This window comes from Streptomyces sp. NPDC004647, from assembly GCF_040609575.1.
Lineage (GTDB): Bacteria > Actinomycetota > Actinomycetes > Streptomycetales > Streptomycetaceae > Streptomyces.
Map to the genome: position 1 here is coordinate 139,240 of NZ_JBEXKU010000003.1, position 13,678 is coordinate 152,917.

Genomic DNA, 13,678 nt, shown 5'->3' on the forward strand with positions numbered 1-13,678 from the left:
TCCTGGTTGTCGAGGGAGTTCCTTTCGTGAGCAAGCGAATGCGCTAGGGCCTGCGGCCCCTTCTTCACAGCCTCCGTGCGGTGTCATCCGCGCGTCGAGGCATTCCACACGCCTCCGCCCTTCCGTGGCGCGTGTGTTCGTCGAAGCCCTTCGCCTTCCTTCGGGAGATTTCGCCATGTCCGTGCGCCCTGACACCGCCCCTGCCGCCCCTGTCGCCCTCCCCGCCCCCGGTAGCGCTGCCTCCGCCGACCCTGCCTGTGCCGCACCTGACAACGCGGCTGCCCCGTCCACCGCCTCCGCACCACTGCCCGTCCTCGGGCGGGATGTCCTCGTCCCGCTCGTCACCGGTGGCGAAGTGACGTACGCGGCGCTCGACTACGCGGCGAGCGCCCCGGCGTTGCAGCGGGTCTGGGACGACGTGGCCGCGTACGCCCCGTACTACGGGAGCGTGCACCGCGGCGCCGGCTACCTCTCGCAGCTGTCCACCGACCTCTTCGAGAACAGCCGCGCCGCGGTCGCCGAGTTCCTCGGCTGCCGCGAGGGCGACCAGGTCGTCTTCACCCGCTCCACCACCGACTCCCTCAACCTCCTGGCCTCCGTCCTGCCGTACGGCACCCGGGTGTTCGTGTTCGAGACCGAGCACCACGCCTCGCTGCTCCCCTGGGAACAGCGCGAGGACGTCGAGGTCCGCTACCTCGACGCGCCGCGCACCCCGCGGCAGGCCGTCGAGACGCTGGAGCGGGCGCTCGCCGGACCAGGGACCCCATCGGTGGCCGGGGGAGAGCCGGCCGGTCCGGTGCTGGTGTGCGTCACCGGAGCGTCCAATGTCACCGGCGAGCTGTGGCCCGTACGGGAACTGGCCGCCGCCGCCCATGCGCACGGCGCGCGCATCGTGCTCGACGCGGCGCAGCTCGCCCCCCACCACCCCGTGGACATCGCGGAGTCCGGCGTCGACTGGGTCGCCTTCTCCGGGCACAAGCTGTACGCGCCCTTCGGCTCGGGTGTGCTGGCCGGACGCGCCGACTGGCTGCAGAGCGGGGAGCCGTACCTCGCGGGGGGCGGGGCCAGCCGCACGGTGGCGCGCCGCGCCGACGGCAGCGTGGACGTGGAGTGGCACACCACCGCCGCCCGGCACGAGGCCGGTTCGCCGAACGTCATCGGTGTCTACGCGATCGCCTCCGCCTGCAAGGCGCTGACCGAGGAGGGGTTCGACTCGCTGGTGGAGCGGGAGCAGCGACTCGTCGCCCGGGTCCGCGAGGGCCTGGCCGAGGTGCCCGAGGTGAAGGTGCTGTCGCTGTTCGGTGACGACGCGCCGAGGGTCGGTGTCCTCTCCTTCGTGGTGGAGGGGTGGAACAGCTCGCACTTCGCGGCCGCGCTCTCCGCGGAGTACGGCATCGGAGTGCGCGACGGCCTCTTCTGCGCCCACCCCCTGGTGCGGACCCTGCTGGGCGGCGAGCCCGGGGAGCCGGGCGAGTGCGGCGCCCCCGATGCCGCCCCGGGCGAGCGGAGCCGCTCGCTCAACGCCATCCGGGTCAGCTTCGGCGCGGGCACTCCTGATGAGCACGTCGAGCGGTTCGTACGGGCGGTGAAGGAGCTGGTGACCGACGGCGCGCAGTGGAACTACCGCACCGAGGACGGCCGCTGCGTTCCGGACCGCGGCGCTCCGGCGGTCTGACGTGTCCCAGCCCGGCTCCGCGCCACCCGCGTGGGACACGGTCGAGGCTCATCGCCGGGGCATGCGCCCGGCGGGGGCGGGCGGTGAGAGCCGTAAGCCCGGTGGAGGCCTCAGGGGCGAGCGGCGAGCGGCAGGCGGCTACGCGTCGAGCCCGATCGCGAAGGCGGCTTCGAGGTCGTGCTGCGAGTACGTACGGAAGGCGACGTGGGTGTCCGTGACCTCGACGCCGGGGATCTTGCTGATCCGGCCCGGGATGATGTCCGCGAGGTCGTCGTGCCGGGTCACCCGGACCATGGCCACCAAGTCGTACGTCCCGGTGACCGAGTAGACCTCGCTGACACTGTCCAGGGCGGCGATCGACTCGGCGATCTCCGGGATCCGGTCCACGCTGGTCTTGATGAGCACAATCGCGGTGATCACGGTTGGCCTTCTCCCTCGGTCGCCCTGGCTGCGCTGCTCACTCTAGCCCTCCCGTCTCCTACCACCACCCTCAACGGAAGGCGCTCCGCGCCACTGTCGACTCCCCCGGTAGCGGGCCCACGCGTAGAGGAAACCGAGACAGAAGCCGACGAGGTGGGCCAGATAAGCCACCCCCGGCTGGGTCGTCGCGGTCCGCGCGGCCATCCACTGGAGCACGAACCAGAAGATCAGCACCGCCCAGGCGGGGAAGCGCAGCGGCAGGAAGAACAAGAACGGGAAGAGGCTGGTGACCCGGGCCTTCGGGAAGAGATAGAGGAAGGCCCCCAGCACGCCCGAAATCGCTCCGGAGGCCCCGACCAGCGTCTGGACGGAGTCGGCGTGCGCGGCCGCGTATCCGCAGAGCGCGAGATAGCCGGCCACCAGATAGAAGAGCACGAACTCGAGCCGGCCCATCCGCTCCTCCGCCATCCCGCCGAAGACGAAGAGGAAGAGCATGTTGCCCAGCAGATGCAGCCAGCTGCCGTGGATGAAGAGGGCGGTCAGCGGCGTGAGCAGGGCGTGCGATGAGCCCCGCAGCAGCTCGCTCGGGATCACTCCCCAGCGCTCGAAGTAGCCGGTCTGCGCCGCCAGCAGGTCGGCGCCGGTGCCGTACCGGGGGTCGAGGCCGGAGACCGGTCCGATGACGAAGATCAGGCAGCACAGGCCGATCAGGCCGTACGTCACGATGGGCCCGGCAAGGGCCGCACGCACCGCCGCCTTCTTCGCCATGAGCGCCCTGCGGATCATGAACAGAGCATGTCGTAACCGGACCAAGCTGCCCAGAGTGCCTCGCCGTGCCGCCGTCGGCCGCCCGGCCCCCGCGCCACGTCGCCGCCAGGCCGTAGGGTTACGGAAGACACTCCCGCAGTCCGACGACGCACCGCGGCGGCAGCGCACGGGAATGCGGCACACGAGAAGAGGACGACGACACGATGGGCCTTCCCCAGCCGACGGCCGAGACCCGTTGGCGCTGCACCCTGTGCGGCAATCTCACGCGATTCGACGTGACCCGCTCGACCAAGGCCGTCGAGTACGTGCATCTCGACCTGGCCGGGGAGCCGAGGATCGAGGAGCGGGACGTGGTCAGTGAGACGATCGAATCGGTGCGGTGCCGCTGGTGCAACGCGGTGGACCAGATCGAGCTGGTGGACCGCCCGGGCGCAAGCGCCTAGAACGGAGCGGTGACAGGTGGTGGAGCGTAGCGACGGTGCCGGCGGGGCCGATGAGGCCGCAGGTACTGCTGAGGTGCTCGACCGCCCCCTGCCGGAAGGTGTCCGGCACCGGGTGATCGCACTCGTCGCGGACGCCTTCGGAAGCCTCACCATCACCGAACTCCCGGCTCAGCTGCGGCAGTACGCCCGTTTCACCCCGACCCGCAGGGCGAAGTTCGCCGGCAACGCCATGGCGGCGGCCCTGGAGAGCCACACCCTCTTCCGGCAGCGGATCGGCGAGCGGCTGCGCGAGGTGCAGCCCGAGCTCGCCGAGGCCCTGGAGGCGGGCTCGCCGCCCGCCGCCGCCGACCCACTGGACGTGGCCGCGGCGGCCTATGTGCTGCGCCCGGCCGGCTGGGTCAAGCTCGTCGCGGCCGCGGGCGAGGAGGCGCAGCGCGCGCAGGCCGAGCGGGCCGAGGAGGACACCAAGCGGGAGCTGCATCGGCTGCGCGAGGAGCTGGCCGAGGCGCGCGCGGACGCCCGCGCGGAGACCGACCGGATGCGTTCGGATTTCGAGGCCGCCCGCAGGGAGGCCGACCGGCTGCACCGGAAGCTGCGCAGCTCCGAGAGCGACGTACGGCGCGGCGAGGCCGCGCTGCGCAAGGCCGCGGCCGAGCTGGAGTCCGTACGGGACGCCGCCGCGGCGGAAAAGTCCGCCGCGGAGACCGAGGCGCGCCGGCTGAAGGCCCGGCTCTCGGAGACCGAGTCCGCGCTCGAGGCGAGCCGGCGGGCCGTGCGCGAGGGCCGCAGCGTCGAGGACATGCGGGTGCGGCTGCTGCTGGACACGGTGCTGGACGCGGCCCAGGGGCTGCGGCGCGAGCTGGCGCTGCCGCCCGCCTCGATGCACCCCGCGGACACCGTGGACGCCGTCGAGCCGGGCCGGATGACGCCCAAGGACATCGCGAGCCGGGCGCTTTCGGAGAGCGACCCGGCGCTGCTGGACCAACTGCTCGCGCTGCCCCAGGCCCATCTGGTGGTGGACGGCTACAACGTCACCAAGACCGGCTATCCGACCATGCCGCTGGAGAAGCAGCGACTGCGGCTGCTGGGCGGGCTCGCCGTGCTGGCAGCTCAGACGGGCGCCGAGATGACGTGTGTCTTCGACGGTGCGGAACTGGCGGCTCCGGTGCTGCTCGCACCACCGCGGGGAGTCCGGGTGCTGTTCAGCAAACCGGGGCAAACCGCCGATGAGTTGATCCGGCAGCTCGTACGGGCCGAGCCGCCCGGCCGTCCGGTCGTGGTGGTCTCCACCGACCGCGAGGTGGCCGATGGAGTGGCCCGCGCGGGGGCCCGCCCGGTTGCGTCCACTCTGTTGCTGAAGCGGCTTTCGCGCACCTGAGTAACTCCTGGGCTCAATGCCCGAATTGACGGAACGTAGCGTCAGGGGCTGGTCACTACCAGTGTGACGTGTGTAAAGAATGCATGCCGTAACAGAGTTTTTTCTCATCAGGATTTGAACCGATCACAAGAAGGTCACTAAGGTCTGGCCTCGAACCTCCGCGCGGTTGATCGTCCATCCGGGATGTCAGCGGAGGCACCGCCGAGTCCGCGGGTCGGCAGGCTTCAGGGGGAGCCGATGCGCGGAGCCGGGGTTTTGCAACCCCCCACTCACCCGGTAGGCGGCTGGAGGAAGAAGGAGCTCGCCCCCGTGGCGTCCCACCGTCGACCCAAGCAGCCGAGCCGCACCCGCGTGACCGTGCTCACCGCAACTGCCGCCGCCGCCGTCGCTCTCACGTCCCAGGCCGCGCAGGCCGACCCGAAGCCGACCAAAAAAGAGGTCAAGGCCAAGGTCGACAAGCTCTACGAAGAGGCCGAGGTCGCCACCGAGAAGTACAACGGGGCGAAGGAGAAGCAGGAGAAGCTCGAGAAGCAGGTCGGCGACCTCCAGGACAAGGTGGCGCGCGGCCAGGACGAGCTGAACGAGATGCGCAACGGCCTGGGTTCGATGGCCACCGCGCAGTACCGCAGCGGCGGCATCGACCCGTCCATGCAGCTGCTCCTCTCCTCCGACCCGGACACCTACCTCGACCGGGCCTCCACCCTCGACCAGCTGAGCACCAAGCAGGCCGACGGACTTCGCAAGATCGCCGACAAGCAGCGGACGCTCCAGCAGCAGCGGGAAGAGGCCAGCGACAAGCTGGCCGAGCTCGCCGACACCCGTGAAGCGCTGGGCGACAAGAAGAACGAGATCCAGGGCAAGCTCTCCAAGGCCCAGGGTCTTCTCAACACCCTGACGGCCAAGGAGCGCGCGGCGCTCGCGGAGGCCGAGGCGCGCGCCAACCGCGCCAACAGCCGTACGGACCTCGGCAGCGACGTGCCGGACTCGCAGCGCGCCGCCGCCGCACTCTCCGCCGCCAAGACCAAGATCGGCTCGCCCTACGTCTGGGGCGCCACGGGCCCGAGTTCGTTCGACTGCTCCGGTCTGACCTCGTGGGCGTACTCGCAGGCCGGCGTGCAGCTGGACCGCACCTCGCAGGCCCAGGCCAACAACGGCACGCGGATCAGCCAGGGCGAGCTCAAGCCGGGCGACTTGGTGCTGTTCTACAGCGACCTGCACCACATCGGTCTGTACGCGGGCAACGGCCAAATACTGCACGCGCCGAAGCCGGGTGCCAGCGTGCGCTTCGAGTCGATCAACAACATGCCCTTCGCGTTCGGCGTCCGCATCTGATTCCCGGATTCCACACCTCGGGCACACCGCCCATCCGGGGGAATTGCAACACCCACCGCTGACTCCACGCCCCGCCGGTGACCTGCGAACTGACGGCGGGGCGTCACTTTCCGCGCTCGGCAGAGCCTTTGGACGCTCCGGGGTCGCCCGGCTACTGTCTGCCGACGCAGCTCCCGGACACAGGTCCGCCCGCCCCGGGCGGCAGGGGCTGCACACAGCGGAAGGGAGTGCGGCCTCCAGTGGCGTCCCATCGCCGTCCCTCGCAGTCCGGCTTCGACCGGCCGGCTGCCGGGGTCACCGTTCTGTCGGCCGCGGTGGCCACCGCCGCCGCGCTCTCCGCCACCCCCGCGGGTGCCGATCCGCAGGACACGGCGGCCGATGTGAAGTTGAAGGTGGACCGGCTGTACGAGCAGGCCGAGAAGTCCACCGAGAAGTTCCACGCGGCCGACGAGCGCCGCGACCGGCTGCGCAAGCAGGTCGACCAGGTCCAGAACCGGGTGGCCCGCGGTCAGGAGCGGGTCAACCGGATGCGGGACGGCCTCGCCACACTCGCCGGCGCCCAGTACCGCTCCGGCGGGCTCGAACCGGCGCTCACGTTGATGCTCTCCGAGGATCCGGAGGCCTACCTCGAGCGGGCCTCCACACTCGACCGGATCGGCAGCCGCCAGACCGACCGGCTGCTGGCCCTCCAGAAGGCGCAGCGCTCCCTGCGGCAGCAGCGCGAGGAGGCCGCGGTGAAGCTCGCGGACCTCGAACGCAGCCGCGCCGAGGTCGTCCGCCAGAAGAGGGCGGTGGAGCACCGGCTCGCCACCGCGCGGCGGTTGCTCAACTCCCTCTCCCGCGAGCAGCGGGAGGCCTACGACCGGGCCTCGCGCACCGGCGACCGCTCGGACGCCTGGTTCGCGGGCCCCGAGGACCTCGGGCCCTCGTCCTCCCGCGCCGCGGCTGCGGTGGCGGCGGCACGGCGGGCCGTCGGATCCCCGTACGTCTGGGGCAAGGCCGGGCCCGACGGCTTCGACTGCTCGGGGCTGACCCAGTGGTCGTACGCCCAGGCGGGGGTGGCGATCCCGCGGACCTCGCAGGCGCAGCGGAACGCCGGGCGGCAGGTGCCGCTGGGTCAGGCGCGGCCCGGGGATCTGGTCACCTATCGCGGGGACGCCAGCCACGTCGGCATGTACGTGGGCAACGGCCAGGTCGTGCACGCGCCCTACCCCGGTGCGCAGGTGCGCTACGACCCGGTCGGCATGATCCCGGGCGCCACGGTCACCCGGGTCTGACCGCGTCCCCTCCCCGTCGCCTCCCCTCCCCGTCGCGCCGCTGCGCTCATCACGCGCCCGCGCCCGTCCTCCGTCCTGCTGCTCTGTGCGGCCCCTGCCGTCCCATCCCCTCCCGCCCGGGGCCATCGCTCTCGGCCCGGCCCGCCCCTCGGCCCGGTCTGTCTCTCGGCCCGGTCCGCCCGGCGCCGTACGATCGGCGGCGTGGCAGGCCGGCGGAGCGGGGCGAGACGGCGGGGCGCGCTGTGTGCGGCGCTGCTCCTCGCGCTGCCGCCCGCTCTGGCCGGGTGCGGCGGGGCCGCGGGTTCCGATGACACTGCCACGCGAGCCATCGAGCGGATGCTGGACCGCCGGGCCGACGCGCTGCTGGACCGGGACGCCGACGGCTTCCTCGCCGCCGCCGACCCCCGCGCCACCGGCTACCGCGCCGAACAGCGCCGGGTGTTCAGCAACCTCGAGGACGTACCGCTGAAGGACTGGCAGTACCGGCTGACCGGCACCGGCGGCTTCGAGCCGGCCCGGGGCGAGGGTCGGCGGATCGCCGCGGAGGTCCGGCTGAGCTACCGCCTCGAGGGGTACGACACGGCCCCCGTGACCGCGATGCAGCGGCTGACCCTCACCGAGCGGGACGGGCGCTGGTACGTCGCGGCGGAGAACGCCGGGCCGGGCGGCCATGGGTCCGGTGCCCGGCAGCTGTGGGACCAGGGGAAGGTCACGGTCGCCCGTGGAAGCCACAGCCTGGTCCTGGGAGCCGGCCAGGAGGCCCGGCGGCTGCGGGCGATCGCACGGACCGCGGACCGTACCGTACCGGCCGTGGACGACGCCTGGCGGGGCCGCTGGGCCCACCGGGTGGTCGTCCTTGTGCCCGAGTCCCTCGACGCCATGGGCGAGCTGCTGGGGGCGCCCGGGGACGGGTACCGGGGGATAGCGGCGGTGACCACGGGCGAGGCCGGCGGGGCGGGGAGCGCGCCCGCGGACCGGGTGATCGTCAACCCGGACGCGTACGCCCTGCTCGGCGAGTTCGGGCAGCAGGTGATCCTGACGCACGAGACGGCGCATGTGGCGACCCGGGCGAACACCTCGGGTGCCACCCCGCTGTGGCTGTCCGAGGGTTTCGCCGACTGGGCCGGCTACCGCGGTACGGACCGTGCGCCCCAGGAGATCGCCCCCGAGCTCACCCGCGAGGTCACGGCAGGACAGCGGCCCCGGCAGCTGCCCAGGAACGACGACTTCGGTTTCGCCGGGGAGGGCGGCCGGCTGGCGGCGGCGTACGAGGGAAGCTGGCTGGCCTGCCGGATGATCGCGGACCGCTGGGGCGAGGACAGGCTCAGGGAGTTCTACCGGGCGGCTGCCGAGGGCGAGAAGCGCCAGGGAGCCGTCGACCGGGCGCTGCGCGAGGTGCTGGGCGTCGGCCTGGACGATTTCACGGCGCGGTGGCGCGGCTATGTCACCGCACAGTTGGGCTGAGGCGGGAGGCCGGTGTCGACGGCCTCCGCGGCCGGTCTCCCGTGCGCAGTATTTCGCAGCGGATCTGGCGAGCCGGGCGCCAAGTCATCGCCGTCGTGGGGGGGGTTCCGGGGCCGGGCGTCAGCGGGGCAGCGGTTCGGAGGCCTGGCCGGGGACGTGACCGGAGGCGCTGTGCCCCACGGCCGCCGAGCGCAGCCCGGGTTCGGTGACCGTCTGACGCCACAGACGCCGGCAGCACACCACGGTAGCGGCGACCAGCAGGCCGTTGCGCAGCGCCAGCAGGGCGATGCCCAGCGGATCACTGGCCACCACGTGCGAGAACCAGATCGGGAACTCCAGCAGCGTGGTGGTCGTGGCGGCCAGCACCAGCACCGCCGGAAGCCCTTGGCGGCTGCCCCGCAGCGACAGGCAGACCGCGGCGAGACCGACCAGCCAGATCATGTACTGCGGGCTGATCACGCGGCTGGTGGTGGTGAACAGCAGCACAGCCGCGAACGCCCCGTCGCACGCGGTGTTCGGCGTGAACTCCACCGCCCGCAGCCGCCACAGCAGCATCCAGCCGAAAGCGAGCACGGTCAGACCGAGCGCGCCCCGGCTCACTTCGGTGACGTACGGGCCGAGGAACTCCACCGAGCCGTAGTTGAGCAGCACCCGGCCGTCCCAGCCGAAGTGCCGGGCCACATGGAAGACCAGCGAGCCCAGGGACTCGACCTCCGTACCCCGGTCCCGCTGGAAGCCGAGGAAGGCGAACGCCCCCGGCATCGCGGAGGCGAAGAGGAGTGCGAGTACAGCCGTGGTCACGGCGGCGGCCGTCCAGCACGCGCGCGTGGGCCGGCCGCGCGGGGTGGCCGCCAGGAGCAGTAGAGGCCAGACCTTGAGGAGCGCGCCGAACGCGGCGAGCGCCCCCGCCGCGCGCGGGTGGCGCCGTAAGACCAGCAGCGCGGCGACGGCCACGCCCGTCACCATCACGTCATAGCGGGCGTACGCGGTCGGGCCCAGCAACGGCACCCCGGCCACCCACACCCAGGCGCCGGTGAGCTGCCGCCCGGGGGACCGGCCCGCCCGCAGCAGCAGAACGAGGACCGCGGCGTCGGCCAGCCAGGCCAGTACGAAGAAGGCCGGAGCGTAGTCGAGGAAGGGGAGCAGACCGGGGGAGAGGACGGCCAGGGCGGCCGCGGGCGGGTACTGCCAGGTCACGTCGTCGAGCGGGAAGGAGCCGGTCCGCAGTACCTCGAACCAGCCCTGGTAGATCACCGAGATGTCACCGGTGACGTCCGGGCCGGGCAGCAGCAGCACCTTGAACACCCACAGCAGCAGGACGGCGCGGGTCACTGCCCAGACCGTCACCGGGCGGGCGGGGAAAACCCGTCGAACGCCGCTGCGCCTACGGATGTTGGCGTCTGCCATGGTCGCCTCGTCCCGTTCTGTGGTGTTCCGCGATGCTCGGTGCATCATGCCGGGGACGGACGGGCCTCAGCCACGAGGCGCGGGCGGGAAGAGCGAAGGAACCGGCAGCCGGAAGGCGGGGCGGGCCCGGCCCGTGGACCACCGTCCGGACCGGCTACTGTCGGCAGGCGATGGACAAGACCCTGATCGTGACCAACGACTTCCCGCCCCGCCCAGGCGGCATCCAGGCCTTCCTGCACAGCATGGCGCTGCGGCTGGACCCCTCGGAGGTGGTCGTCTACGCCTCGACCTGGAAGCGCACCAGGGAAGGCGTGGAGGCCACCGCTCGCTTCGATGCCGCACAGCCGTTCACAGTGGTACGCGACCGCACGACGATGCTGCTGCCCACCCCACGGGTGACCCGTCGAGCGGCGGGCCTGCTGCGCGAGCACGGCTGCTCCTCGGTGTGGTTCGGGGCCGCGGCTCCCCTCGGGCTGATGGCGCCCGCCCTGCGCAGGGCGGGGGCGCGGCGGCTGGTCGCCACGGCGCACGGACACGAGGCGGGGTGGGCGCAGCTGCCGGCCGCCCGGCAGCTGCTGCGGCGGATCGGCGAGGGCACCGACACGATCACCTATCTCGGCGAGTACACCCGCTCGAGAATCGCCGCCGCACTCACCCCGCAGGCCGCCGCGCGGATGGTCCAACTGCCGCCCGGCGTCGACGAGAAGACTTTCCACCCGGGGTCCGGCGGCGATGAGGTCCGGGCCAGGCTCGGGCTGTCCGACCGCCCCGTCGTCGTGTGCGTATCCCGGCTCGTACCGCGCAAGGGTCAGGACACCCTGATCCTGGCCATGCCGCGGATCCTGGCGGCGGTACCGGATGCCGTCCTGCTGATCGTTGGCGGAGGTCCGTACCGCAAGGAGCTGGAGAAGCTGGCGGCCGGGACGGGCGTGGCCGACTCCGTACGCTTCACCGGCGCGGTTCCCTGGGAGGAGCTGCCCGCGCACTACGGCGCGGGAGACGTCTTCGCGATGCCCTGCCGCACGCGCCGCGGCGGCCTCGACGTCGAAGGCCTGGGCATCGTCTATCTGGAGGCCTCGGCCACCGGTCTGCCGGTCGTCGCGGGGGACTCGGGCGGCGCGCCGGACGCGGTGCTCGACGGGGAGACGGGCTGGGTGGTGCGCGGAGGTTCCGCCGAGGACGCGGCCGAGCGGATCGTCACGCTGCTCGAAGACCCGGAACTGCGCCACCGCATGGGCGAGCGGGGCAGGGTCTGGGTCGAGGAGCGCTGGCGCTGGGACCTGCTCGCGGAGCGCCTCCAGGACCTCCTGTGATCCGCTGATCGGGCGAGGGGCGAGGAGCGAGGGGCGACGGGCGGCTGCGCGGGGTGCACGGCTGCGCGCAGCGGCATTCCTGCGCAGCCGGCTGAAGCGAGCCGGGGCCCTGCGACGCGCCGCACTCGCCCGTCACCGCTGCTCGCGGACGGCGCTGCTGCCGAACGGGACCTCGCGCGCGTGCGTGCCGAGTACGGGCAGCATCTCCTGATCACACCGACCATGCGGACCATGCGGACCGGACCACAGGACCACACGGACCACACGGACCACACGGACTGCACGGACCGAAACGCGGACCACCCGGTCCGCGCGGGACGCGCAGACCGGGTGGTCCGGTGGCTCGGATCTGAAGGCCGTTTATCAGCCGTGGTAGAGCGACTCGACCTCGCTCGCGAAGTCCTTCGCCACCACATTGCGCTTGAGCTTCAGCGACGGCGTGAGGTGCCCGGACTCCTCCGTGAACTGAGCAGGCAGAATACGGAACTTGCGTACCGACTCCGCCTTCGACACGGCGGCGTTGCCGTCCTCCACCGCCTGCTGGACCGCGGCCAGCAGGTCGGGGTCCTCGCGCAGTTCGGCGGCCAGGGACCCGGCCGGCTTGCCGTGGTCCTCCGCCCAGCGCGGCAGGAACTCCTCGTCCAGGGTGATCAGCGCGCCCACGAACGGCCGTCCGTCCCCGACCACCATGCACTCGCCGATCAGCGCGTGCGCCCGGATCCGGTCCTCGATCACTGCCGGGGCGACGTTCTTGCCGCCCGCGGTGACGATGATCTCCTTCTTCCGGCCGGTGATCGCCAGGTAGCCGTCCTCGTCGAGGGTTCCGATGTCACCGGTGTGGAACCAGCCGTCGGACAGCGCCTCGGCGGTCGCGGTCTCGTTGTTCCAGTAGCCCGAGAACAGGTGCTCGCCGTGCAGCAGCACCTCGCCGTCGTCGGCGATCCGCACCACCGAGCCCGGCAGCGGCTGTCCGACCGTGCCGATCTTCTGCCGGTCCCACGGGTTGAAGGTGGTCGCCGCGCACGACTCGGTGAGGCCGTAGCCCTCCAGCACCGTGAAGCCGATGCCGCGGTAGAAGTGGCCCAGCCGCTCGCCGAGTGCCGCGCCGCCGGAGATCGCGTACTCGCCGCGCCCGCCCAGCACCGCCCGCAGCTTGCTGAAGACGAGCCGGTCGAAGACCTTGTGCTTGAACTTCAGGCTCAGCGACGGACCGGACGGGGTGCCCAGCGCGCGGCTGTACTCGATGGCGGTGTCGGCGGCCTTGTCGAAGATCTTGCCCTTGCCGTCCGCCTGCGCCTTGGCCCGCGCCGAGTTGTAGATCTTCTCGAAGACACGCGGAACGCCCAGCACCATCGTCGGCCGGAAGGAGGCGAGTTCACCGGTGAGGTTCTTGATGTCCGCCACGTGCCCGAGCTTGATCGGCGCGAGGACACAGGCGATCTCCACGAGCCGTCCGAAGACGTGCGCGACCGGGAGGAAGAGCAGCACGGAGGAATCGCCGGTACGGAAGAGCGGGCGCAGCCGCTCGACCACATTGCCGCACTCGGCGAAGAAGTTGCGGTGGGTCAGCACACAGCCCTTGGGACGGCCGGTGGTGCCCGAGGTGTAGACGATCGTCGCGGGGGAGTCGGCGTTCGCGAGGGCGCTGCGCTCGTCGACCTCGGCGTCGGAGATCTCCGCGCCCTTGGTGCGCAGTTGCTCGACGGCGTCGCGCTCGATCTGCCAGACGTTCTTCAGACCGGGCAGCCGGTCACGTACGGACTCGACCGCGGCCTCGTGGACATCGCTCTCGACGATTGCGCCGACAGCGCCCGAGTCGCCGAGGATCCAGGCGACCTGCTCGGGCGAACTGGTCTCGTACACCGGCACGGTGACCCCGCCCGCCGCCCACACGGCGAAGTCGAGCAGCGTCCACTCGTAGCGAGTTCTGGACATCAGACCGACCCGGTCGCCCGGCTGCACCCCGGCAGCGATCAGGCCCTTGCCGACGGCCCGCACCTCGGCGAGGAAGCCGGTCGCGGTGACATCCTCCCACTGGCCGTTCCGCTTGCGGGCGATGACCGGCACGTCGGGATGCTGCGCGGCATTGCGGCGGATCAGATCCGTCAGATTGCCGTCCGCGGGGACCTCGTACAGGGCCGGAAGGCTGAACTCGCGCAAGACTGCTGCTCCTCGTCGGACGCTGGCGCCGCTACGTCGTG

Annotated in this window: 11 protein-coding genes; 7 read left to right on the forward strand and 4 right to left on the reverse strand. The window is 72.0% G+C overall.

All coding sequences use genetic code 11. From position 1 onward, the window contains the following. Positions 1-175 precede the first annotated feature (175 nt). Positions 176-1,675 (forward strand): aminotransferase class V-fold PLP-dependent enzyme, encoded by a 1,500-nt coding sequence (locus ABZW18_RS02445; RefSeq protein ID WP_356180904.1) that lies wholly within the window; start codon positions 176-178, stop codon positions 1,673-1,675. A 138-nt stretch (positions 1,676-1,813) separates the two neighbouring features. On the opposite strand, the gene ABZW18_RS02450 is transcribed toward ABZW18_RS02445, so the two are convergent. Together ABZW18_RS02450 and ABZW18_RS02455 are read right to left on the reverse strand one after the other, a co-directional pair. Continuing rightward, entirely contained in the window at positions 1,814-2,095 is a 282-nt protein-coding gene (locus ABZW18_RS02450) for an Lrp/AsnC ligand binding domain-containing protein (protein WP_356180907.1), read from the reverse strand. 42 nt (positions 2,096-2,137) lie between these two features. Then, on the reverse strand, positions 2,138-2,881 hold the full coding sequence (locus tag ABZW18_RS02455) for a rhomboid family intramembrane serine protease (RefSeq protein WP_356180910.1): 744 nt from the start codon (positions 2,879-2,881) through the stop codon (positions 2,138-2,140). A 185-nt stretch (positions 2,882-3,066) separates the two neighbouring features. Here ABZW18_RS02455 and ABZW18_RS02460 point away from each other — a divergent pair, with 185 nt between their 5' ends. The 5 genes from ABZW18_RS02460 (at position 3,067) to ABZW18_RS02480 (ending at position 8,757) form a co-directional block, all read left to right on the forward strand. Beyond that, positions 3,067-3,306, forward strand: a complete 240-nt coding sequence (locus tag ABZW18_RS02460; RefSeq protein ID WP_356180912.1) for a hypothetical protein — start codon at positions 3,067-3,069, stop codon at positions 3,304-3,306. Between the two features lie 16 nt (positions 3,307-3,322). Next, complete coding sequence (locus ABZW18_RS02465; protein WP_356180915.1) at positions 3,323-4,684, forward strand: NYN domain-containing protein; 1,362 nt, start codon at positions 3,323-3,325, stop codon at positions 4,682-4,684. A gap of 309 nt (positions 4,685-4,993) precedes the next feature. Then, positions 4,994-6,016, forward strand: a complete 1,023-nt coding sequence (locus tag ABZW18_RS02470) for an NlpC/P60 family protein (RefSeq protein WP_356180918.1) — start codon at positions 4,994-4,996, stop codon at positions 6,014-6,016. A gap of 239 nt (positions 6,017-6,255) precedes the next feature. After that, positions 6,256-7,293: an NlpC/P60 family protein gene (locus ABZW18_RS02475; protein ID WP_356180921.1), complete on the forward strand. Its 1,038-nt coding sequence runs from the start codon at positions 6,256-6,258 to the stop codon at positions 7,291-7,293. Positions 7,294-7,494: 201 nt separating this feature from the next. Next, complete coding sequence (locus tag ABZW18_RS02480) at positions 7,495-8,757, forward strand: hypothetical protein (RefSeq protein ID WP_356180924.1); 1,263 nt, start codon at positions 7,495-7,497, stop codon at positions 8,755-8,757. 120 nt (positions 8,758-8,877) lie between these two features. Here the strand turns inward: ABZW18_RS02480 and ABZW18_RS02485 are convergent, their stop codons facing one another. Next, positions 8,878-10,164, reverse strand: a complete 1,287-nt coding sequence (locus tag ABZW18_RS02485) for a glycosyltransferase 87 family protein (protein WP_356180926.1) — start codon at positions 10,162-10,164, stop codon at positions 8,878-8,880. Between the two features lie 170 nt (positions 10,165-10,334). Between ABZW18_RS02485 and ABZW18_RS02490 the strand changes: the two genes are divergently transcribed. Next, positions 10,335-11,477, forward strand: a complete 1,143-nt coding sequence (locus ABZW18_RS02490; RefSeq protein WP_356180928.1) for a glycosyltransferase family 4 protein — start codon at positions 10,335-10,337, stop codon at positions 11,475-11,477. A gap of 363 nt (positions 11,478-11,840) precedes the next feature. Here ABZW18_RS02490 and ABZW18_RS02495 read toward each other — a convergent pair whose 3' ends face one another. Further along, positions 11,841-13,637 carry an AMP-dependent synthetase/ligase gene (locus tag ABZW18_RS02495; protein WP_356180931.1) on the reverse strand — a complete coding sequence of 599 codons (1,797 nt, stop codon included), beginning with the start codon at positions 13,635-13,637 and terminating at the stop codon, positions 11,841-11,843. Positions 13,638-13,678 lie beyond the last annotated feature (41 nt).

What these genes read in the sequence shown, in the direction of transcription:
- ABZW18_RS02445 (WP_356180904.1), top strand. Translation starts at nt 176, where the DNA reads ATGTCCGTGCGCCCTGACACCGCCCCTGCCGCCCCTGTCGCCCTCCCC.
- ABZW18_RS02455 (WP_356180910.1), bottom strand. Translation starts at nt 2,881, where the DNA reads ATGATCCGCAGGGCGCTCATGGCGAAGAAGGCGGCGGTGCGTGCGGCC.
- ABZW18_RS02460 (WP_356180912.1), top strand. Translation starts at nt 3,067, where the DNA reads ATGGGCCTTCCCCAGCCGACGGCCGAGACCCGTTGGCGCTGCACCCTG.
- ABZW18_RS02485 (WP_356180926.1), bottom strand. Translation starts at nt 10,164, where the DNA reads ATGGCAGACGCCAACATCCGTAGGCGCAGCGGCGTTCGACGGGTTTTC.
- ABZW18_RS02490 (WP_356180928.1), top strand. Translation starts at nt 10,335, where the DNA reads ATGGACAAGACCCTGATCGTGACCAACGACTTCCCGCCCCGCCCAGGC.